General features: G+C 70.3%; 17 protein-coding genes. 13 read left to right on the top strand and 4 right to left on the bottom strand.

All coding sequences use genetic code 11. The features are described 5' to 3' along the window. Positions 1–23 precede the first annotated feature (23 nt). Positions 24–1043 carry an NADP-dependent oxidoreductase gene (locus tag Tther_RS00630; protein ID WP_143899807.1) on the top strand — a complete coding sequence of 340 codons (1020 nt, stop codon included), beginning with the start codon at positions 24–26 and terminating at the stop codon, positions 1041–1043. 20 nt (positions 1044–1063) lie between these two features. Continuing rightward, complete coding sequence (locus tag Tther_RS00625) at positions 1064–1972, top strand: SDR family oxidoreductase (protein WP_143899805.1); 909 nt, start codon at positions 1064–1066, stop codon at positions 1970–1972. Positions 1973–1990: 18 nt separating this feature from the next. Here the strand turns inward: Tther_RS00625 and Tther_RS00620 are convergent, their stop codons facing one another. Continuing rightward, positions 1991–4507, bottom strand: a complete 2517-nt coding sequence (locus tag Tther_RS00620) for a chemotaxis protein CheW (RefSeq protein WP_143899802.1) — start codon at positions 4505–4507, stop codon at positions 1991–1993. Between the two features lie 95 nt (positions 4508–4602). On the opposite strand from Tther_RS00620, the gene Tther_RS00615 reads away from it, so the two are divergent. From Tther_RS00615 to Tther_RS00600, 4 genes are read left to right on the top strand one after another with little or no spacing between them, the layout of a single operon-like run. Continuing rightward, positions 4603–6945, top strand: coding sequence for a Tex family protein (locus Tther_RS00615; RefSeq protein WP_143899800.1), 2343 nt, complete (start codon positions 4603–4605; stop codon positions 6943–6945). 48 nt (positions 6946–6993) lie between these two features. Continuing rightward, on the top strand, positions 6994–7821 hold the full coding sequence (locus Tther_RS00610) for an HDOD domain-containing protein (RefSeq protein WP_143899798.1): 828 nt from the start codon (positions 6994–6996) through the stop codon (positions 7819–7821). Positions 7822–7826: 5 nt separating this feature from the next. Next, complete coding sequence (locus Tther_RS00605) at positions 7827–8633, top strand: HDOD domain-containing protein (protein ID WP_185974955.1); 807 nt, start codon at positions 7827–7829, stop codon at positions 8631–8633. Beyond that, on the top strand, positions 8630–9721 hold the full coding sequence (locus Tther_RS00600; protein WP_143899794.1) for a patatin-like phospholipase family protein: 1092 nt from the start codon (positions 8630–8632) through the stop codon (positions 9719–9721). Before Tther_RS00605 ends, Tther_RS00600 begins: the two co-directional genes overlap by 4 nt. Positions 9722–9761: 40 nt before the next feature. Here the strand turns inward: Tther_RS00600 and Tther_RS00595 are convergent, their stop codons facing one another. Beyond that, positions 9762–10910 (bottom strand): iron-containing alcohol dehydrogenase, encoded by a 1149-nt coding sequence (locus Tther_RS00595; RefSeq protein ID WP_143899792.1) that lies wholly within the window; start codon positions 10908–10910, stop codon positions 9762–9764. A gap of 128 nt (positions 10911–11038) precedes the next feature. Between Tther_RS00595 and Tther_RS00590 the strand changes: the two genes are divergently transcribed. The 3 genes from Tther_RS00590 to Tther_RS00580 all read left to right on the top strand — a co-directional run bounded on the left by Tther_RS00590 (position 11039) and on the right by Tther_RS00580 (position 15028). Then, the gene (locus tag Tther_RS00590) at positions 11039–12025 is read left to right on the top strand and encodes an alpha/beta hydrolase (RefSeq protein ID WP_246098843.1); all 987 of its coding nucleotides are present in this window, start codon (positions 11039–11041) and stop codon (positions 12023–12025) included. Between the two features lie 48 nt (positions 12026–12073). Beyond that, positions 12074–12574, top strand: coding sequence for a MaoC family dehydratase (locus tag Tther_RS00585; RefSeq protein WP_143899790.1), 501 nt, complete (start codon positions 12074–12076; stop codon positions 12572–12574). A 105-nt stretch (positions 12575–12679) separates the two neighbouring features. Continuing rightward, a complete protein-coding gene (locus Tther_RS00580; RefSeq protein WP_143899789.1) occupies positions 12680–15028 on the top strand; it encodes a YgiQ family radical SAM protein in 2349 nt (782 codons plus the stop codon). Here Tther_RS00580 and pobA read toward each other — a convergent pair. Beyond that, positions 14986–16179 (bottom strand): 4-hydroxybenzoate 3-monooxygenase, encoded by a 1194-nt coding sequence (pobA, locus tag Tther_RS00575; RefSeq protein ID WP_143899787.1) that lies wholly within the window; start codon positions 16177–16179, stop codon positions 14986–14988. The two genes, Tther_RS00580 and pobA, sit on opposite strands and share 43 nt — an antisense overlap. A 168-nt stretch (positions 16180–16347) precedes the next feature. Between pobA and Tther_RS00570 the strand changes: the two genes are divergently transcribed. From Tther_RS00570 to Tther_RS00555, 4 genes are read left to right on the top strand one after another with little or no spacing between them, the layout of a single operon-like run. Continuing rightward, the gene (locus Tther_RS00570) at positions 16348–17190 is read left to right on the top strand and encodes an IclR family transcriptional regulator domain-containing protein (protein ID WP_143899785.1); all 843 of its coding nucleotides are present in this window, start codon (positions 16348–16350) and stop codon (positions 17188–17190) included. 9 nt (positions 17191–17199) lie between these two features. Continuing rightward, positions 17200–18039, top strand: coding sequence for a thermonuclease family protein (locus Tther_RS00565; RefSeq protein ID WP_143899782.1), 840 nt, complete (start codon positions 17200–17202; stop codon positions 18037–18039). Continuing rightward, the gene (locus Tther_RS00560) at positions 17940–18221 is read left to right on the top strand and encodes a type II toxin-antitoxin system TacA family antitoxin (protein ID WP_143899780.1); all 282 of its coding nucleotides are present in this window, start codon (positions 17940–17942) and stop codon (positions 18219–18221) included. The genes Tther_RS00565 and Tther_RS00560 overlap by 100 nt, the downstream gene beginning before the upstream one ends. Then, entirely contained in the window at positions 18218–18718 is a 501-nt protein-coding gene (locus Tther_RS00555) for a GNAT family N-acetyltransferase (protein ID WP_143899778.1), read from the top strand. Before Tther_RS00560 ends, Tther_RS00555 begins: the two co-directional genes overlap by 4 nt. Before the next feature lie 28 nt (positions 18719–18746). On the opposite strand, the gene Tther_RS00550 is transcribed toward Tther_RS00555, so the two are convergent. Beyond that, positions 18747–20324 (bottom strand): NAD(P)H-hydrate dehydratase, encoded by a 1578-nt coding sequence (locus tag Tther_RS00550; protein ID WP_143899776.1) that lies wholly within the window; start codon positions 20322–20324, stop codon positions 18747–18749. Positions 20325–20549 lie beyond the last annotated feature (225 nt).

Below are 20549 nucleotides of genomic sequence, written 5' to 3'. Positions count from 1 at the left end.
TCCGGCCCACAGGAGTGTTGTCCATGCCACTGAACAAACAGATACTGCTGGTCAGCCGCCCCCAGGGCGAGGCCAGCGTTGACAACTTTCGCTTGGTGCAGACCGAGACGCCGCCGCTGGCCGAAGGCCAGGTGCTGGTGCGCCACCACTACCTGAGCCTGGACCCCTACATGCGCGGGCGCATGAACGAGGGCAAGAGCTACGCCGCGCCGCAACCCCTCAACGAGGTGATGATCGGCGGTACCGTCGGGCAGGTGGAGGAAAGCCGCCACCCCCGCTACGCGCCCGGCGACTGGGTGGTGGGCATGGGCGGCTGGCAGCTCTACAGCGTGGTCGATGGGGATCAGCCGGGCATGCTGCGCAAGGTCGATGTCTCGCGCATCCCGCCCAGCCACTACCTGGGCGCGGTGGGCATGCCCGGGGTGACCGCCTGGTATGGCTTGACGCAGATCATCGCGCCCAAGGCCGGCCAAACCATCACCGTCAGCGCGGCCGCAGGCGCGGTGGGCAGCGCCGTGGGCGTGTTGGCCAAGCAACGCGGCTGCCGCGTGGTTGGCATCGCCGGTGGTCCCGACAAGTGCGCGTACGTGCGCGACGAGCTGGGGTTTGACGACTGCATCGATTACCGCGAGCACCGGGACCTGGGCGCGCTGGCGCGCGCGCTCAAGGCGGCGTGCCCCAACGGCATCGACGGCCACTTCGAAAACGTGGGCGGCACGGTGCTGGACGCGGTGATGCTGCGCGCCAATGCGTTTGCGCGCGTGGCGCTGTGCGGGATGATCGCCGGCTACGACGGCCAGCCGCTGCCGATGCTCAACCCGTCGCTCATTCTCATCAACCGCATGCGCATCGAGGGCTTCATCGTCAGCGAGCACATGGAGGTTTGGCCGCAGGCCCTGGCCGAGCTGGGTGAGCTGGTGGGCAGCGGGCGCTTCCGCCCGCGCGAAACCGTGGCGCAGGGCCTGGAAGCCGCGCCTGAAGCCTTTTTGGGCTTGCTCAAGGGGCGCAACGTCGGCAAACAGCTCGTCAAGCTCGTCGACTGACGCACCGGGGGGAGGAGCGCATGCTGACCGAATTCGCCGGCCGCACGGCCGTCATCACCGGTGCCGGTTCCGGCTTCGGGCTCGAGGTCGCGCGCATCGCCATGCGGCGCGGCATGAACCTGGTGCTGGTGGATGTCCAGCCCGATGCGCTGGAGCGCGCCCGTGCCGAGGCGCTGCAGGCGGGCGTGGCGGTGCTCGCCCAGCGCGTGGACGTGGCCGATGCCGCGCAGATGGAGGGGCTGGCCGCTGCGGTGCAGGCGCGTTTTGGCGCGCCGCACTTCGTCTTCAACAACGCCGGCGTGGCCGCTGGCGGCCTGGTGTGGGAAAACACCCTGGCGGATTGGCAATGGGTGCTGGGTGTCAACCTGTGGGGCGTGATCCATGGCGTACGCCTGTTCACCCCGATGATGCTGGCCGCAGCGCAAGCCGACCCGGCGTGGCGCGGGCACATCGTCAACACCGCCAGCATGGCCGGGCTGCTCACGCCGCCCAACATGGGGGTCTACAACGTCAGCAAGCACGCCGTGGTGGCGCTGACCGAAACCCTGTACCAGGACCTGCGCCTGGTGACCGACCAGGTCTCGGCCAGCGTGCTGTGCCCGTACTTCGTGCCCACCGGCATCAGCCACAGCGAGCGCAACCGGCCCCCCCAGTTGGCGGCGGGCGCACCGACGCGCAGCCAGCTCATCGGCCAGGCCATGAGCGAAAAGGCGGTCAGCAGTGGCAAGGTCACGGCCGCCGAGGTGGCCCAGCGCGTCTTCGACGCGCTGGAACAAGAGCGCTTCTACATTTACTCCCACCCGCACGCCCTGGGCCCGGTGGGCCAGCGCGCGCAGGCCATCGTCGCGGGTGAGAACCCGCCCGATCCGTTTGCCGACCGGCCCGAGGTCGGGGCGCAGCTGCGCGCGGCGCTGCGCTCGTGCGCCTGAGCCCGCGCCCCGGTGTGCTCAGCCCTGTGTCGCGGCAAGCAGGCGGTCGCTGTCCAACACCGCGATCAAGACCTGGCCGCCGCGCGCGCGTATGAGGCGGTTGATCAGTTGCCGGCCAGCCCCGCCAAAGGGGGCTTCCATCAAATCATCGGCGCCAAACTCCGGTACGGCGTGCAATTCATCCACCAGCAGGCCAAACAGGTGGCCCGCACGCTCGACCAGGATGATCTGGCGCCCCTCGGTCGCGCTGCGCGTGCTCGCAGTCGGGCTGAGCAGGCGCGCCAGGTCGTAAACCCAGATGAAGTGATCGAGCCGGATGTTGGCGGTTGGCGGGATCAGACCGATGCGGGCGGGGTGGGCCCCGGCCGGTGCCACCGTCATGCGATCGGCCGGTACGGCTTCGCGCACACAGGCGGCATCGAGCGCGAGCACATCACCGTCGAGGAAGAACGTGGCGTATTCGTGGCAGCCGCGGCCGCTGGATTGGGTCCACCAGTCATCCTGCGGGCCGCTGTTGCGGGCGCGGGCGTCGCGCACCTCCCCCAACGGTTCGACCACGATGGCGATGATGTCGTCGCGGTAGCCGTCGCTGGTCTTGAACTCTCGGTACCCCGCCGAGGCGGATGCCCCCAGCACGGCGTACTGCCCCCGGTAGAGCACGACCCGGCTGACCGTTTGGCCGTTGGCCAGGTCCAGCCAGGGGCTGGCTTCCTCGAGCACCGAGCCCACGGGCTGCTGCGGATCGGTGCTGGAGATGACCCGCCCCTGCCGGTCGATCAGATAGGCGAGGGCGCCTTGGCGTTCGGCCACCGCCCCGTGCAGCATGGCCAGAAATTCCCGCTGGGCGTGGAAGACGATACCGATGCCGCCGACCACCTGCCGCTCGTCGTCCGGATGGCGGATCGCCGCGTGGTAGGTGTAGGTCGCGTGTCCATCGGACAGCGCATCGACCCGAAACGGTGTGACCCAGTAGGACTGCTCGTCGGGCAATGCCAGCACCGCCCGCAGGGTTTCGGCGTCCACGGTCGTGCCCACGGCGTCAGCGCAGCCGTCGTCGCGCGATTCTTGCAGGATCCGCCCGTCGCGGTCATACACGAACAAGCGGGTATAGACGGTGTAGAGCGAATGGATGTAGCGCAGGATGGAGGCCACCGATTCCCATGCACCGGATGGGTGCGTTGGATGCGCCAGCGTGGTGCGAAACTCGGGCGTCAGGGCCCACCAGCGGCAGTCATCGGCGCGCTCGTACAGGTTGCGGTCCAGCAGGTCCACGGCCAGGTGTGCCACCAGCCCGATTTGCTGCAGGTTGGACGACAGCACGGTTTCGTACAGATCACGCACCGATTGCGCGAACAGGGTGTTGCTGCGTGCCCCGGTTTCGCTGATTTGATCGAGGATGGTCTTGAGCCTTTGGCGGTCGACGTCCTGCCCCGCTGTGACGACCTGGCCGTTCCAGACCACGCGGCGGATCGACTCCGTGGCACGGATCACCTCGAACAGTGGCGGGCTGAAGCTGCGGGCGTGCGACAACAGGCCCGAGGCGACGGCGGGATCCAGCGCATCGAGGGGGCTGCCGTCGTCGCGCGCGAACGCCAGTTCGATGGGAATCATCACCTGACCCTGCCAGCCCAGGGGGCCTTGATACCCTTGATAGCCCGCGGCGCGGCGGGTTTGCACCAGGTACTCGCGGCCAGCATGCAGCAACAGGCGCGGTGCCCCGTCCGGGTTGGTCGGCACCCGGGTGCCACGCGCGATCCAGTGCTCGTCCGAACTCGCGATGACGGTGCCGTCGCCGTCGAGCAGCAGCAGGATCGAGCGTCCCCGCGGATCGCGGTGTGACCGGAAGATGCCCGCCATCTCGGCTTCGAAACCGAACACCAGGCACAGCACGCCCACGGGCTGGCGTGTGCTGGGGTGCAGCATGCGCTGCGCGTAGATCAAACTCGGGCCCATGCCCGGGCGCAGATCCGTGGCGCGAAACACCTGCACGAAGCCGTCGGCCTGCAGCGCTTGGGCGAGCAGCGGATCGTGCGTGCCTTCGACGGCGTGCGCGGGGTCGGTTTGCACCAGCACGTTGCCGTTGGCGTCGAGCAGCAAGATCTCGTCGTAGACGGTGTACTTGCGCCGGTACGACAGCAGGCGCGCGCGCACGGGCTCCACGTCCCGGGTCTGGCCCGCGACGAACTCGCACAGCACACGGTCCGTTGCCAAGAATCCCACGTCCGCGGTGCGTTCGTACAGGTTGCGCACCACGATGTCGATCACGTAGGCCGCGCGTGTGCCGATGGCGGCCATCACGTTGTCGATTTTTTCGGACACCAGACTGCGAACCAGCTCGCGCTCGAGCCGGTCGAAGCCCGCGCGGGTGGCGGCGATGGTGGGCAGGATGGCCTGGGCCTCGGTGGGGCAGACCATGCGGGCGGACGACTCGATCAAGCGCCACATCAGGTTGAGTTCGCGCAGCGACGTCTCACAGCGCGTCACATCGGGCATGTACGGAAGGTAGTTGTCGACAGGCAGACTGGTGGGGCTCATGGGCGGACGATGGGAGACGTTCACGCGCTGCCAAGCAAAGCGCGTGCCGGCCGCGCTGTGGCACACTCTGCCGCTCTCGCAAGACACGTCCCCTCATGAGCGCCATCACGCACCGCATTGCCGACGAGCTCGGTGTGCGCGCCGCCCAGGTGCAGGCCGCTGTGGACCTGCTGGACGGCGGCGCCACCGTCCCCTTCATCGCCCGTTACCGCAAAGAGGCCACCGGCGGCCTGGACGACACGCAGCTGCGCCAGCTCGAACAGCGCCTGGTGTACCTGCGCGAACTGGAAGCACGCCGCGCTGCCGTTTTGCGCAGCATCGAGGAGCAGGGCAAGCTCACGCCAGCGCTGCGCGCGGCCATCGAGGCGGCCGCCACCAAGCAGGATCTGGAAGACCTGTACCTGCCCTACAAACCCAAGCGCCGCACCAAGGGCCAGATCGCGCGCGAGGCCGGGCTGGAGTCGCTGGCCGATGCGCTGTGGGCCGACCCGACGCGTGATCCCCACCAGGCCGCCCAACCCTATGTGCAGGCGGCGCCGAACGAGGGTGGTGGGGACTTCACGACCGTGGCGGCGGTGCTCGACGGCGCGCGCGACATCCTGAGCGAGCGTTGGGCGGAGGACCCGGCCATCGTGCAGCCCCTGCGCGAGTGGCTGTGGGCCGAGGGTGTGCTGCGCAGCCGCCGCATCGAGACCCGCAACCCCGACGACCCCGAGGTGGCCAAATTCCGCGACTACTTCGAGCATGACGAGCCGATCGCGCGCGTGCCCTCGCACCGGGCGCTGGCCATGTTTCGCGGCCGGGCGCAGGAGGTGCTCGACCTGCGGCTGGCCCAGCCGCAGGAGCCGCAACCCGGTCAGCCCTCGCTGGCCGAGGGGCGGCTGGCGCAGCTGCTGGGCTGGTCGCACCAGGGGCGTGCGGCCGACGATTGGCTGCGCCGCTGCGTGGCATGGACCTGGCGCGTCAAATTGAGCCTGTCGATCGAGCGCGATCTGTTTGCGCGTCTGCGCGAGGCCGCCGAGGCGGTGGCGATCCAGGTGTTTGGCGCCAACTTGCGCGATCTGCTGCTGGCGGCGCCGGCCGGTCCGCGCCCGACGATGGGACTGGACCCCGGCATCCGCACCGGCGTCAAGGTGGCCGTGGTGGACGCCACCGGCAAGGTCGTGGACACGGCGACGGTGTACCCCTTCGAGCCGCGGCGCGACGTCGAAGGCGCGCTGGCGACGTTGGCGGCCCTGGTGCTGCGCCATGGGGTGGAGCTGATCGCCATCGGCAATGGCACCGCCAGCCGCGAAACCGACCGGCTGGTGGGCGAGCTGCTGCAGCGCCTGCGCGCTCGCGAGGGGCAGCGCGTGCCGCAGAAGGTGATGGTCAGCGAGGCGGGTGCCTCGGTGTACAGTGCCAGCGAGACCGCGGCGCAGGAACTGCCCGACCTCGACGTCAGCCTGCGCGGCGCCGTCAGCATCGCACGGCGGCTGCAAGACCCGTTGGCGGAACTGGTCAAGATCGACCCCAAGAGCATCGGCGTGGGGCAGTACCAGCACGATGTCAACCAGGCGGCCCTGGCGCGCACGCTCGACGCGGTGGTCGAGGATTGCGTCAACGCCGTCGGGGTCGATCTCAACACCGCCAGCGTGCCGCTGCTGGCCCGGGTCTCGGGCCTGTCGGCCGCCACGGCGCGGGCGCTGGTGCGCTGGCGCGACACCCATGGGGCGTTTCGCCACCGGCAACAACTGCTGCAGGTCACAGGGCTCGGGCCCAAGACCTTTGAGCAGTGCGCGGGCTTTTTGCGCATCCGCGGCGGGGACAACCCGCTGGACATGACCGGCGTGCACCCGGAGACGTATCCGGTGGTGCAGCGCATCCTGGCGGCGGCCGGGCGGCCGATCGAGGCCGTGATGGGCAAGGCCGAGGTGCTGCGCACCCTCAAGCCCGAGGCCTTCGCCGACGAGCGCTTTGGCCCCGTGACGGTGCGCGACATCCTGGCCGAGCTGGAAAAGCCCGGGCGCGATCCGCGGCCGGATTTTCGGGTTGCGCGCTTCGAGGAATCGGTGCAGGACCTGCGCGACCTCAAGCCCGGCATGGTGCTGGAAGGCACGGTCACCAACGTCGCGCAGTTTGGCGCTTTCGTCGACATTGGCGTGCACCAGGATGGCCTGGTGCATGTCAGCGAACTGGCCAACCGCTACGTGGCCGATGCGCGCGAGGTGGTCAAGGCCGGCGACATCGTGCGCGTCAAGGTGCTGGAGATCGATGTGCCGCGCCAGCGCATCGCGCTGAGCATGCGGCTGGATGCACCGCCTGGCGCGGCGGCGCCCCGTGCCGGCTACGCAGCGGCGCATGGCGTGCGCGGGGGCCAGGTGCGCCCGCGCGCGGCCGAGCCGGCGCCCACGGCGATGGCGTCGGCCTTTGCCAAACTGCAGGGGCTGCGGCGTTGAGGCCGTGGCGCGCCACGATGGCCGTTGGGCACCGATAATTGGCCTGTCATGACACTCGATGAACTGCTCCAACAGGCCAAGGCGATACCCAGCATACCGCGCGTGGTGTCCGAGGTCACGGCCGAGCTGGACCAGGACGACCCGGACGCGCGGCGCATCGCCGACTTGATTGCCACCGATCCGGGTCTGACCGCGCGGCTGCTCAAGCTCGCCAACTCGGCGTTTTTTGGCCTCTCGCGCCAGATCGACTCGGTGGGCGAGGCGATCACCGTGCTCGGCTTCAACCACCTGCGCACGCTCGTGCAGGCGGTGGCGCTGGGCAGCAGCTTTCGTACCGTGCCCGGCGTCAACCTGGAGCAATTTTGGCGCTACAGCCTCAACACCGCCAAGATCTGCCGGCCGCTGGCACGCAGCCTCAAGCTGCCGGAAGGGGCGGCCTTTACCGCCGGCCTGGTGCACGCGGTGGGCGATCTGGTCATGCACATCGGTATGCCCGACGTGGTGGCCAAAATCGACTGGCGGGTCTCGCCTTTTGACATGAAACGCGCCGAAGTCGAACGCGCCGTGCTGGGCTACACCTACGCCGACGTCAGCGCCGCGTTTGCACAGCGCTGGGATTTTCCGGACAACATCGTCACCGCCCTGCGGCACCAGCTGCTCCCCTTCGAGGGCGATATCTACGAGCCGCTGGCGGGCGTCGTGCACATGGCGTCGTGGCGCGCGCGTGCGCAGGAGATGAACCTGGACCGCGAGGCGATGCGCGCCACCTTCCCCGACGTGGTGGCGATTTTGCTCGGGCTCAGCCTCGAGACCGTGCTCGACAAAGACCCCGAACAGTGGACCTCCGCGGGCGAGCTCGCGGCCTTTTTGCATTGATGGTCATGCGCTTGCAGGCATTGCTACAGCACCCCGACGCGTTGCCGGTCGTGCCCGAGGTGGCGGCGCGGCTGATCGCCACGTTTGGGCGCGACGACGTCGATCTGGACAGCATCACGGCCGATCTGGAGCGCGACCCGGCGCTGGTGGCCCGCCTGCTGCGGCAGGCCAACTCGGCGCTGTTTAGGCTGTTGCGGCCGGTGCACAGCGCGCGCGATGCCGTGATGGTGCTGGGCTTCAACCGGGTGCGGGCGCTGGTCGTGGCGGCGGCGGTGCAAAGCCGCTTTCCGGCGCCGCCGGGCATGGACCTGGAGCGTTTTTGGTCCTACAGCTTCGTGGCCGCATCGGTGGCGCGGCGCGTGTGCGTGCCACGCCGGCTCGACGACAACGTGGCTTTCACCGCAGCGTTGCTGCACGCGGTGGGTGAGCTGGTCATGCACCAGGTCATGCCCGAGGTGATGCGCGACCTCGACCGCACCTGCCCGTGGTACGCCCTGGAGCGCGCCGGCGCCGAATACCAAGCGCTGGGCTATGCCTATGCCGAGGTGGGCGCGGCGTTGGCGCAACACTGGCGGCTGCCGCGCCTGCTGGTGCAGGCCATCGAACAGCATCTCGACCCCCTGCACCGTGAATCCGCCGATCCGCTGGCGGCGGTCGTGCACCTGGCGGCTTGGCGCGCGCGGGTGTGGGCCCTGGGCAACCAGCGCGACATGCTCATCCACACCTATCCGGACGCGCTGGGGGAGCTGCTGCAGCTCGACCCCGACCTGCTGGTCGATCCGGATGTCGTCAACCCCGGGGCCGCGCGATGACCCGGGCGCTGCGCATTTACGCCGGAGCGGCGGCGCTGGCCCACGTGCGCACGCGCGGGTTGCAGCCTGCCGACGTGGGCGTGGTGCCAGGCGCTGCCGGTGGTCCCAAGGGTTTGATTCTGGGCCCGCTGGACCGCTTTCTGTTTGGCCACTGGCTGCCCCAGGGCGGTCACGTGGTGCAGCTCGTCGGGGCCTCGATCGGCGCCTGGCGCATGGCCACCGCCTGTCTGGACGACTGCGTGGCCGCATTCGAGCGCCTGGAGCGCGACTACATCGCCCAGGACTACGTGGTCGAGCCCGGGCGCAGCCGGCCCTCGGCACAGCAGGTCAGCGCGGCGTTTGCCGCCAATTTGCGCGCATTTTTTGGCGGCCGTATCGAGCAGGTGCTGCAGCATCCACGCTGGCGCGTGCACATCGTGACCGCCCGCGGGCGCCACCTGCTCGATCGCGAGGGGCGCTGGCGCACCCCGCTCGGCTACGCAGGGGCATTCTTGACCAACGTGGCGCGCCGGCGCGCCATGGGGGCCTGGCTGGAGCGGGTGGTGTTTTCCGCGCCGGCAGCCGGGCCGGGCGGCGCGGCACCACTGCCGTTTGACACCAGCGACTACCGCACGCGCCAAGTGCCCCTGCGCGTGGACAACTTCATGCCGGCGCTGCAGGCAAGCTGCTCGATCCCGTTCGTGCTGCAGGCCGTGCACGACATCCCCGGCGCGCCCCCTGGTGCGTATTGGGATGGTGGCATCACCGATTACCACCTGCACCTGCGCTGGCGGCCCCAGCACGGGCTGGTGCTGTACCCGCATTTTCAGCGCCAAATCGTGCCGGGCTGGTTGGACAAGGGCCTGCGCTGGCGCCATCGGCCCACGGCCGCGCTGGCGCACACCATCGTGCTCGCGCCCGACCCCGACTGGGTGCGGCGTCTGCCCAACGGCAAGCTGCCCGACCGCACCGACTTCCCGCGCTACGGTCAGCGCCTGGCCGAGCGCATGCAGGCCTGGCAGACCGCGGTGCGCGAGGCGCAGCGCCTGGCCGACGAGTGGGCCGAGTGGTTGCAGCGGCCCGACCCGGGCCGCGTCGAGCCGCTGTGAGCCGGGCGACGCGGGCGACGGCCGCCCGCTGCCCCCCGGGCTACAGCGAGGCTTGGAGCATGGCGCGGTAATCCTCGCGCGTGGCCTGGCGCGGGTTGGTCTGGTGGCAGTGGTCGGCCAGCGCCCCGTCGATGATGCGGTCGAACCATGCCGGCGTCACCCCCAACTCGGCCAACCCGCTGGGCAGGCCCAAGCGGGCGTTGAGCGCGCGAATCGCCGGGCCGATGGCGTCGGGGCCGTCCAGGCCCATGGCGCGTGCCATGCGCTCCAGCCGACGCTCGCGCCGCACGCTCTCGGCCTCGGCGTTGAAGGCGATCACCGCCGGCAAAAACACGGCGTTGAGCGTGCCGTGGTGCAAGGCTGGATGGAGCCCGCCCAGGCTGTGGCTGAGCGAGTGCACGCAGCCCAGCCCTTTTTGAAAGGCCATCGCGCCTTGCATGCTCGCGCTCATCATCTGCAGCCGGGCCTCGCGGTCCTGGCCGTTGCGGGTGGCACGCTCGATATGCGCCCAGCCGCGCTCCAGCCCGTCGAGCGCGATGCCGTCGGCCGGCGGGTTGAAGGCCGGCGCCAAAAACGTCTCGATGCAGTGCGCGATGGCATCCATGCCGGTGGCCGCCGTCAGCCGCGGCGGCAGGCCCAGGGTCAATTCGGGGTCCAGGATCGCGGCCTTGGGCAGCAGGTGCCAGCTGTGAAATCCCAGCTTGCGCCCATCATCGACGATCAGGATCGCGCCGCGCGCCACCTCGCTGCCGGTGCCGGCGGTGGTGGGGACGGCGATGAGTGGCGGCACCCGATCGGTGATGCGTGGTGCGCCTCCCTCGATGGTGGCGCAGGTCTTGAGCGGCCCGTCGTGCGTGACGGCGATGGCCACGCCCTTGGCGCAGTCGATGGCGCTGCCGCCACCCAGGGCAATCAGCCCGTCGCAGTCCGCGGCGTGGTAGTGCGCCGCCGCGGCGCGCACGGCGGCTTCGGTCGGGTTGGACGGTGTGCCGTCGTACACCGCGTGGGGCAGCGTGGGGCCACCCTCGGCCAGCGCGTCCACCAACCGCTGCAGCAGGCCGGCGGCGCGTACCCCGGCATCGGTCACGATCAGCGGCCGCCGGATGCCCACGCGCTCGCATTCGGCGCGCAGCCGCCGCAGCGCACCGTGCTCGATCTGAATGGTGGTCAGGTAGCGGATTTCTGCCATGGCAACGCTCTCCGGATGGGATGGCGCCATACTCTAGCGCGCCGCGCCGTGGCCTGGCAGGCACGGCGGTGACAGCGGGCGCACCGCCGCGCCGCGGCAAACGCCGCGGCAAACGCCACAATTGGCCCATGACCCCGACCCATCCTCGCCAGTTGTTGACCCCCGCGATGCGCGGCGTGCTGGATCGCATCGCGCGCGCGGGGCGGCCACCGCTGCACGCGCTCACGCCGCAGCAGGCGCGCGCGTTCTACGAATCCAGCGCCCACGTGCTCGACATTGCGCCACACCGTATGGCGCGTGTACAGACGCTGGCCATCCCCACCCGGGACGGGGCGCAGTTGGCGGCCGAACTGGTGGTGCCGCACCGGGGTGCCGAGGCCGGGCCGCCGCCGGTGCTGTTGTACTTGCACGGGGGTGGTTTTACGGTGGGCAGTGTGCGCACCCACGCGCCGCTGTGCCGTCACCTGGCGCACTTGGCCCAGTGCGCCGTGCTGTCGCTGGACTATCGCTTGGCGCCGGAGCACCGCTTTCCCACCGCCGTGCTCGACGCTTTCGACGCCCTGGCGTGGCTGCGTCAAGCGGCCGCCGGGCTGGGGCTGGATGCGCAGCGCATCGCGGTGGGTGGCGACAGCGCTGGCGGCACACTGGCGGTGGTGACCGCGCTGCAGGCGCGCGACGCTGGCTGGCCTCTGGCGCTGCAGCTGTTGTTCTATCCCGGTTGCTCGGCGTGGCAGGACACGCCGTCGCACCGGCGCTTTGCCCACGGGTTCGTGCTCGAGGCCGAGACGATCCAATGGTTCTTTCGCCATTACATCGACGACGCGCAGCGCGAGGACTGGCGCTTTGCGCCGCTGCTGGCACCGGACTGGACGGACGTGGCGCCGGCCTGGATCGGCCTGGCCGAGTGCGATCCGCTGGTGGACGAGGGCGTGCAACTCGCCGATGCGCTGCGCATGGCCGGCGTCGCCGTGGACCTGGAGATCTACCGCGGCGTGACGCATGAATTCATCAAGATGGGGCGCGTCATCCCCGAGGCGCTCACCGCCCACCAGGATGCCGCGCGCGCCTTGCGCCAGGCCTTTGCCGCCGGGGGCGTGGCGGCGTCCGGTCGGTGACTGCAGGCCACGTTCGCCTGCGTTAGCGTTGCGGCAGGAGGACACCCGATGACCGCGATCGACCCCGCATCCAGCCCCCACATCCGCATCTGGTGGGAAGACCTTGCCGTCGGCGACACACGCGCGCTGGGCAGCGTGCGTGTGACCGAGGAGGAGATCGTGGCGTTTGCGCGCCAGTTCGACCCGCAGCCGTTTCACCTGGACGCCGAAGCCGCGCGCCATTCGGTGTTCGGCGCGTTGTGCGCCAGCGGCTGGCACACCTGCGCGCTGGCCATGCGGTTGATGGTGACGAATTTTTTGCACGAGTCGTCGAGCCTGGGATCGCCGGGGCTGGAGAGTCTGAAATGGCTCAAACCCGTCTTTCCGGGTGACGAGCTGCACCTGCGCCACACCATCACCGACAAGCGCCCCATGAGCAAGCGGCCCGACGTCGGCTTGGTGCGCACCGTGTGGGAGCTGTTCAACCAGCACGGTGACAAGGTGTTGCACATGGAAGGGTGGGGCATGTTCCGGCGCCGCGAGCCGGGCGCGCCCGCTGCCGCCGCCTGAAACGCGTCGAGTCTCCCCGCGGCGTTCGGGGCCGATACGTTTGCCGGCTGCACGCGCACTGCGTGCGGCGTACACTGCGCGGTTTACCTGCGCTCGCCTGCACCCATGAACGCCCCGGCCGACGTCTCGTTCTTCCCGCGCCATGCCAAGCCGCTGACCAGCTACAAGCCGTACTGGGCCAAGCGCTTTGGGGTCGCGCCCTTCCTGCCCATGAGCCGCGCCGAAATGGAGGCACTGGGCTGGGATTCGTGCGACGTCATCCTCGTCACCGGCGACGCCTACGTCGACCACCCGAGCTTTGGCATGGCCGTGATCGGCCGCGTGCTGGAGGCGCAGGGCTTTCGCGTCGGCATCATCGCCCAGCCGGACTGGCACAGCGCCGAGGCGTTCAAGGCGCTGGGCCGGCCCAACCTGTTCTGGGGGGTGACCGCGGGCAACATGGACTCCATGATCAACCGCTACACGGCCGATCGCAAGATCCGCTCCGACGACGCCTACACCCCGGGCGGCGTGGCGGGCAAGCGGCCGGACCGGGCGGCGATCGTCTACAGCCAGCGCTGCCGCGAGGCCTACCGGGACGTGCCCATCCTCCTGGGCGGCATCGAGGCCAGCCTGCGCCGCATTGCCCACTACGACTATTGGAGCGAGACGGTGCGGCGTTCCATTTTGCTCGACGCCAAGGCCGACCTGCTGCTCTACGGCAACGCCGAGCGCGCGCTGGTCGAAGTCGCGCACCGGCTGGCGCGGCGCGAACCCATCGAATCCATCACCGACGTGCGCGGCACCGCGTTCGTGCGCCGCGGCGTGCCAGAGGGCTGGTTCGAAATCGACTCCACCGACGTGGATCGGCCCGGCCGGGTGGAGCCGCACCCCAACCCCTATGCCATGCCATCCGAGCAGGACGGCGCGCCCTGCGCCCAGGAGGCGGGCAACGCCACGGAACAGCCGGTGCGCCTTGCGCCCAAGGCCGCAGCGTTGCGTGCACCGCGCGAGCGCACCGTCATCCGCCTGCCCAGTTACGAGCAGGTCAAGGCCGACCCGGTGCTCTACGCCCACGCCAGCCGCGTGCTGCACCTGGAGACCAACCCGGGCAATGCCCGCGCCCTGGTGCAGGCGCACGGGGAGGGGGCCGCCGCGCGCGATGTCTGGATCAACCCGCCGCCGATTCCGCTGACCACCGCCGAAATGGATTGGGTGTTTGGGCTGCCCTACGCGCGCAGTCCCCATCCGGCGTATGCGGATGCGCGCGGCCGCCACGACGGACCGACCAAAATCCCGGCGTGGGAAATGATTCGCTTCTCGGTCAACATCATGCGGGGGTGTTTTGGCGGCTGCACCTTCTGCTCGATCACCGAGCACGAGGGGCGCATCATCCAGAGCCGCTCGGAGGACTCGATCATCCGCGAGATCGAGGAGATCCGCGACAAGGTTGCCGGCTTTACCGGCGTCATCTCCGATCTGGGTGGTCCCACCGCCAACATGTACCGCCTGGGCTGCAAAAGCCCGGAGATCGAGGCCGCCTGCCGCAAGCCCAGCTGCGTCTACCCCAGCATCTGCCCCAACCTGCACACCGACCACGGCCCGCTCATCCGCATCTACCGGCGCGCGCGTGCGTTGCCGGGCGTCAAGAAGATTTTGATCGGCTCCGGCCTGCGCTACGACCTGGCGGTGCGGTCGCCCGAGTACGTCAAGGAGCTGGTCCAGCACCACGTGGGGGGCTATCTCAAGATCGCGCCGGAGCACACCGAGCCAGGGCCGCTGTCCAAGATGATGAAGCCCGGCATCGGCAGCTACGACCGCTTCAAGCAGATGTTCGAGAAGTACTCGCGCGAGGCGGGCAAGGAACAGTACCTGATCCCCTACTTCATCGCCGCGCACCCGGGCACCAGCGACGAGGACATGATGAACCTGGCGCTGTGGCTGAAGAAAAACGGCTTTCGCGCCGACCAGGTGCAGACCTTCTACCCCAGCCCCATGGCGACGGCTACTGCCATGTACCACACGGGGCTCAATCCCCTCAAGGGCATCCACCGCGACGAGCGCACCGAGCGCGTGGACGTGGTCAAAGGCGAGCGCCGGCGCCGCTTGCACAAGGCGTTTTTGCGCTACCACGACCCCAACAACTGGCCGCTGCTGCGCGAGGCGCTCAAGGCCATGGGCCGCGCCGACCTGATCGGCAACGGCAAACACCACCTGGTGCCGACCTACCAGCCGCTCACCGACGGCGGCTACCGCGCGCCACGGCGCGCCAACTCCACCCCGCCGGGCACCCAGGCGCGCGCGGGCGCCGCCTCCGCCGCGGCCCAGCCGCGTCAGCCCGCCAAAGGCCAGCTGCTCACCCAGCACACGGGGTTGCCGCCGCGCGTCACCGGCGGCGCTGCGGCGCCAGGGGGCGTCGGTCCCGCGGGCCGTCAGGCGCGCCGCACGCCGAAGTCCAGCGGCAGGCCGACGTAGTTTTCGGCGATGGTGCGCGCGCCGGCTTCGCTGTGGATCAGGTAGTCGAGCTCGGCCTCCTGGAATTTCTGCGCGATTTCACCCTCGCCGGGGAAGCGGTGCATGAGGCTGGTGAACCACCACGAAAAGCGCTCGGCGCGCCAGATGCGGCGCAGGCAGCGCTGCGAATACCCGTCCAGCCCCGCGTCGGAGCGTTCCTGGTAGTGCTCGATGAGTGCGTCGGCCAGGTACTTCACGTCGGTGGCTGCCAGGTTCAGGCCCTTGGCGCCCGTCGGCGGCACGATGTGCGCCGCGTCACCGGCCAGCAGCAGACGGCCAAAGCGCATCGGCTCGCTCACGAAGCTGCGCAGCGGAGCGATGCTCTTTTCGATCGAGGGCCCGGTGACCAGTGCCTCCGCCGCGGCGGGGTCGAGACGGCGGCGCAGCTCATCCCAAAACGCCTGGTCCGACCAGTTGTCCAACGTATCCGACAGCGGCACCTGCAGGTAGTAGCGGCTGCGCGTGCGGCTGCGCATCGAGCACAGCGCAAAGCCACGCGGGCTGTTGACGTAAATGAGCTCCTCGTGCACGGGCGGGGTGTCGGCCAGCAGGCCCAACCAACCAAAGGGGTAGACCTTTTCGTACTCGGTGATGGCGCTGCGCGGCACGCTGGCCCGGCACACCCCGTGAAAGCCGTCGCAGCCGGCGATGAAGTCGGCGTCGATGCGGTGGGTCTGCCCGTCCTTTTCGTAGCTGACCCAGGGGTGGGCGCTGTCGTGGTCGTGCAGGGTGACGTGCTGGGCCTCGTACACGCTGGTCTGACCGCTGGCGGCGCGCGCGGCCATCAGGTCGCGCGTGACCTCGGTTTGGCCGTAGACGAGCACCGTCTTGCCGCCGGTCAGGCGCTTGAGGTCGATGCGGTGGCGCTGGCCCTGGAACAGCAGATCGAAACCTTCGTGCACCAGGCCCTCGCGGTGCATGCGTTCGCCCATACCGGCCTCGTCCAGCACGTCCACCGCCACTTGCTCGAGCACGCCGGCACGAATGCGGCCCAGCACGTACTCGGCGCTTTGGCGTTCCAGGATCACGTTGTCGATGCCAGCCTTGTGCAGCAGCTGGCCCAGGAGCAGGCCGGAGGGACCGGCGCCGACGATCACGACTTGGGTGCGCATGGGGGAGATCTTCCTTTCCGGATGGAGCCGTTGTGACCCCCCCCCATCGTAGGCACGCCCCCCAGCGCGGGACAGCCGCGGCATCGACCAAATGCGCGATGATCGCGCAAGCGGTGCGAATACCGCGCAGAGAATCGCATCCGGGCCGAAATCGGCTATCGTTGCGTCATGGCAATCGCACCTGCCGACTACATCGCCGGTTTGGCCAAGGGCCTGGCGGTGCTGGAGAGTTTCGACACCGAGCGCCAGCGCCTCAACGCCACGCTGGCGGCGCAACGCGCGGGTCTGACCCGCGCGGCGGCACGCCGCCACCTGCTGACCCTGGCCCACCTGGGGTACCTCGAAACCGACGGGCGCTACTTTTGGCTCGCACCCAAGGTGTTGCGCTTTTCTGGCAGTTACCTGGCGTCGGCGCGCCTGCCGCGCACCGTGCAGCCGGTGCTGGATCGGCTGGCGGCCCGGGCGCAGGCGTCGTTTTCGGTGGCGGTGCTGGATGCCGATGCGGTGGTCGTGATCGCACGCAGCGTGCCGCCGGGTGCGCAGACCGCCCCTGATTGGCAGGGTGCATCGCTGGGTGACCCCGCGGCGCCGTACGTCCGTGGGCGCTGGATGGCGCATGGCCTGCACCTGGGCGCGCGCTTGCCCGCGCACGCCACGTCCACGGGGCGCGTGCTGCTGGCCGCCCTGCCGCGCGCGGCGCTGACGCGCTGGCTGGCCGAGCGCAGCGCGGCCAGCGGGGCCTTGCCACGCCTGACGCCCTACACCGTCACCGAGCCGCAGGCGCTGCGCCGCATCCTGCAACAGGTCCGCCAGGAAGACCATTGCGTGTGCAGCGAGGAGCACGAACTCGGGGTGCACGCCGTCGCGGTGCCGCTGCGCGACATGCGCGGCCAAACGGTGGCGGCGCTCAACGCCGTGCTGTCGCAGCAGCGGCTGCGCGAGGGCGCCATCACGCGCGAGCTGCTGCCGTTGCTGCAGGACGCGGCGCTGGAGCTGCGCCCATTGCTGTGAAGGGGGCCGATGGACGTGCAAGCACCACGGTTGATGAGCATGGCGCGCCGCCTGGGGGCCTGGTTGGGGGCGGTGGCCCTGGCCGCGCTGTTGGGTCTGGCCGCCTGCGGTGGGCCGCAGCCGGGCATCGCGCCGGCGCGCGATGCCACGCCAACGGCCCCGCAACAGGTCGCGGTCGTGTCGGTGCACGATGGCGACACGGTGCGCGTGCGCGACGGCAGCGGCCAACAGCGCACGGTGCGCCTGGCCACCATCGATGCGCCGGAGCTCGAACAGCCGTATGGCGTACAGGCCCGTGACGCGCTGCGCGCGCGCCTGGCGGGCCGCGTCGTCACCCTGGTGCCACGTGGGCGCGACCGCTACGGGCGCACACTGGCCGTGCTGTGGGTGGTCGACGCATCGGATGCGCAGGATGTGGCGCTCGGGCTCGTGCAACAGGGGCTGGCATGGCACTACCGTGCCCATGCCCACGAGCAGCCATGGGTCGAGCGCTGGCGCTATGCCGTGGCCGAGATCCAGGCGCGCCAACGGGGCATCGGGTTGTGGGCGCAGCCCGATCCCCAGCCGCCATGGGCATGGCGCCGCCAGCGCCGCGCGCCTGCGGCGCCCACGCCAGCCATCGACGCCTACTCGACCCTTGGCATCCAACCGGTCGTTGCCGCAGGTCGGTCTCGCGCTCCCACGAGCCAGCATCGTGGCAGGTTCCGTACGGCACGTTGCCGTACAATTGGCGTCAGAAGGACCGTCCCATGGCTGCCCACACCACCACCGCCCGGCTCGAAGCGCGCATCAGCGCCGATCTGCACGCGCAGCTCAAGCGTGCCGCCGAGTTGCAGGGACGCACGATGACCGATTTCGTGGTCTCGGCCGTGCAGGAGGCCGCCCAGCGCGCCATCGAACAGGCGACCGCCATCCGGCTGTCGGTGGCCGACCAGGAGTGCTTCGCCCAGGCCTTGCTGGCGCCGCCCACCGCGGCCCCGGCGCTCAAGCGCGCCTTCACGCGTCGCCGCAAACTGCTGCGCGCTGAATGAGCCGGGCGCCGTTTCGCGTGGTGCCGCTGGACGCCACGCACGACCGCTCAGCCTTCGATTGCGACAGCCCGGCGCTGAACCGCTACCTGCGCGAGCAGGTTGCGCAGGACGTGCGCCGCCGCGTCGCGGCCTGCTTCGTGGCCGTCACCGATGAGGGCCGCATCGCGGGCTACTACACCTTGGCCTCGGCGAGCCTGTGGTTGGCGGATTTGCCGGCGAGCACCGTCAAGAAGCTGCCGCGCTATCCCACCGTTCCCGCCGTGCGCATGGGACGTCTGGCGGTCGATCGCGGCTTTCAGGGGCAGGGGCTGGGCGGCGCGCTGCTGGCCGACGCGCTGGCACGCGCAGCCCGTGCAGAGATCGCCGCCTATGCGCTGACGGTCGATGCCAAGGACGAGACGGCCGCAGCCTTCTACCGGCACCACGGGTTCATCGCGCTGCCCGAGACCCCGCTGTCCTTGTTCCTGCCGCTGGCGACGGTGCGCGGTCTGCTCTGACCCTTATGGCCCCTGCACGATGACGTCATCAGAGGAGGAGGTCGGTGGCCGTCGGTGGCCAATGGCCGCGCCAGGATGCGGTCAGCGCGCCATGCGCGGCCACGGCTTGGGCGACGGCATCGGCACGCGCCGCTGCGCTGGCCAGCGTTGCCTCGTCGGCTGCCGCCAGCCGTGCGCCGATGAGCCCGGCGAGCACATCGCCCGTGCCAGCGCTGGCCAGCAGGCCATCCCCACTGAGGTTGACCAGCGGGGGCGTGCCCGGCGCGGCGATCACGGTGCCGCTGCCTTTGAGCGCGACGGTCGCACCCAGTCGCTCGGCCAGCGTGCGTGCAGCGGCCAACCGGTCGGCCTGTACGCGCGCGCTGTCGCAACCGAGCAGCCGCGCGGCCTCCAGGGGATGGGGCGTCAGCACCGTGTGCCATCCCGCCTTGCGGCGTTGAACCCAGGCCTCGGGCAGCGCGGTGCCGCTGGACAGAGGGCCCAGCGCGTTGAGCGCATCCGCGTCGAGCACCAGCCGCGGTGCACGGGCAAGCAGCGCCGGCAGGAGCGCGGCCATGGCCGGCCCGCCACCGCAACCCGCCACCACCACCGCGTGTTCCGGCAGGGAAGAGGCCAGGGCCGCCTCGGCCGTGCGCAGCATCAGCGCGGGCTGCCCGGTGTCGAGCGCGGGCATGGGCGCGCCGCCATCGAGCAGCCCCACATAGACGCGGCCCGCCCCCGCGCGCAGGGCGGCGCGGCCCGCCAAGATGGCGGCACCGGTCATGCCCACGCCGGTGGCGCCGGGCAGTTGACCGCCAAGCACGAGCACGTCGCCGCGGCGGCCCTTGTGGCTGGCGTGGGCGCGTTGCAGTGCTGGCACATCGGGCCAGCCACCGGGCAGCGTGAGCCAGGCGTCCGGTGCCAACGCCGGGCTCACCCCCAGGTCGTCGAACCAGATGGCGTCGCCCGCGCAGGCCCGGCCCAGTCCGGTGAACAACCCTGGCTTGAGGGTCAGCAGCGTCAGGGTCAGGCGCGGGGCAGGGGGGGACGCGGGGGCCTCGACCCACCAATGTCCGCTGTCCGCGTCCAGGCCGCTGGGCAGATCCACGCACAGGGTTGGTGCCGCGCAGGTGTGCAGCCAATGCACGGCGTCCACGGCGCTACCCTGCACCCGGCGCGACAGCCCCAGGCCAAACACCGCGTCGATCACCACATCGGGCTGCGCCGCTTCGGCCGGTGGGGCGCCGATGACCTCCACCCCGGCCGCCAACGCCTGGGCGCGCGCCCAACGGGCGTCGGGCGGCTGACGTGACGTATCGCCCAGTGCCCAGACCTGCACGCGCGCACCGGGCAGCCCCGCCACGTGCTGCTGCAACAGCGCCGCGGCCAGCCACCCGTCACCGCCGTTGTTGCCACCCCCGGCCACCACCAGGATGTGGCGGGCATGCGGGCGCCACGCGCGCGCCAGGCGCGCCACCGCCTGGCCTGCGCGCTGCATCAACGTGTGGGGCGCCAGCGAGCCCGCCGCCCACTGCTCGATCACGCGCGTAGCGGCGCTGCCGTGCAGCGGCCAGCGCCGCGCGGATGCAGGCGCCGTCGGGGTGCGAGCCGGTACGATGCGCTCCATGGGGCCAGTATAGGCGCGCCCAGGGGGCGGCGACCATCCGCGAAACAGCGCCGCTCAACGTCCCGGCTCGCGGCGTTCATTCAGCGCCGCGGCGACGTTATAATCATCAGGTTTTGCGCCAGCTGGCAGGCATTGCCTGGGCGCCAAACAATCGCGAGACGGTCCATCCGGGTGTTGGCGCGCGCAGTGTGCGTGCCGATGCGGGCCGGCTTTAGACCCAACCTT

It is taken from the genome of Tepidimonas thermarum, from assembly GCF_007556705.1.
GTDB classification, from domain to species: Bacteria; Pseudomonadota; Gammaproteobacteria; order Burkholderiales; family Burkholderiaceae_C; genus Tepidimonas; species Tepidimonas thermarum.
Note: the sequence above shows the minus strand (reverse complement) of the source record. Positions and strands in the feature narration are given on the sequence as shown.

What these genes read in the sequence shown, in the direction of transcription:
- Tther_RS00565 (WP_143899782.1), top strand. Translation starts at nt 17,200, where the DNA reads ATGGACGTGCAAGCACCACGGTTGATGAGCATGGCGCGCCGCCTGGGG.
- Tther_RS00555 (WP_143899778.1), top strand. Translation starts at nt 18,218, where the DNA reads ATGAGCCGGGCGCCGTTTCGCGTGGTGCCGCTGGACGCCACGCACGAC.
- Tther_RS00610 (WP_143899798.1), top strand. Translation starts at nt 6,994, where the DNA reads ATGACACTCGATGAACTGCTCCAACAGGCCAAGGCGATACCCAGCATA.
- Tther_RS00625 (WP_143899805.1), top strand. Translation starts at nt 1,064, where the DNA reads ATGCTGACCGAATTCGCCGGCCGCACGGCCGTCATCACCGGTGCCGGT.
- Tther_RS00600 (WP_143899794.1), top strand. Translation starts at nt 8,630, where the DNA reads ATGACCCGGGCGCTGCGCATTTACGCCGGAGCGGCGGCGCTGGCCCAC.
- Tther_RS00585 (WP_143899790.1), top strand. Translation starts at nt 12,074, where the DNA reads ATGACCGCGATCGACCCCGCATCCAGCCCCCACATCCGCATCTGGTGG.
- Tther_RS00615 (WP_143899800.1), top strand. Translation starts at nt 4,603, where the DNA reads ATGAGCGCCATCACGCACCGCATTGCCGACGAGCTCGGTGTGCGCGCC.
- Tther_RS00620 (WP_143899802.1), bottom strand. Translation starts at nt 4,507, where the DNA reads ATGAGCCCCACCAGTCTGCCTGTCGACAACTACCTTCCGTACATGCCC.
- Tther_RS00560 (WP_143899780.1), top strand. Translation starts at nt 17,940, where the DNA reads ATGGCTGCCCACACCACCACCGCCCGGCTCGAAGCGCGCATCAGCGCC.
- Tther_RS00550 (WP_143899776.1), bottom strand. Translation starts at nt 20,324, where the DNA reads ATGGAGCGCATCGTACCGGCTCGCACCCCGACGGCGCCTGCATCCGCG.
- Tther_RS00630 (WP_143899807.1), top strand. Translation starts at nt 24, where the DNA reads ATGCCACTGAACAAACAGATACTGCTGGTCAGCCGCCCCCAGGGCGAG.
- Tther_RS00580 (WP_143899789.1), top strand. Translation starts at nt 12,680, where the DNA reads ATGAACGCCCCGGCCGACGTCTCGTTCTTCCCGCGCCATGCCAAGCCG.
- Tther_RS00605 (WP_185974955.1), top strand. Translation starts at nt 7,827, where the DNA reads ATGCGCTTGCAGGCATTGCTACAGCACCCCGACGCGTTGCCGGTCGTG.
- pobA (WP_143899787.1), bottom strand. Translation starts at nt 16,179, where the DNA reads ATGCGCACCCAAGTCGTGATCGTCGGCGCCGGTCCCTCCGGCCTGCTC.
- Tther_RS00595 (WP_143899792.1), bottom strand. Translation starts at nt 10,910, where the DNA reads ATGGCAGAAATCCGCTACCTGACCACCATTCAGATCGAGCACGGTGCG.
- Tther_RS00590 (WP_246098843.1), top strand. Translation starts at nt 11,039, where the DNA reads ATGACCCCGACCCATCCTCGCCAGTTGTTGACCCCCGCGATGCGCGGC.
- Tther_RS00570 (WP_143899785.1), top strand. Translation starts at nt 16,348, where the DNA reads ATGGCAATCGCACCTGCCGACTACATCGCCGGTTTGGCCAAGGGCCTG.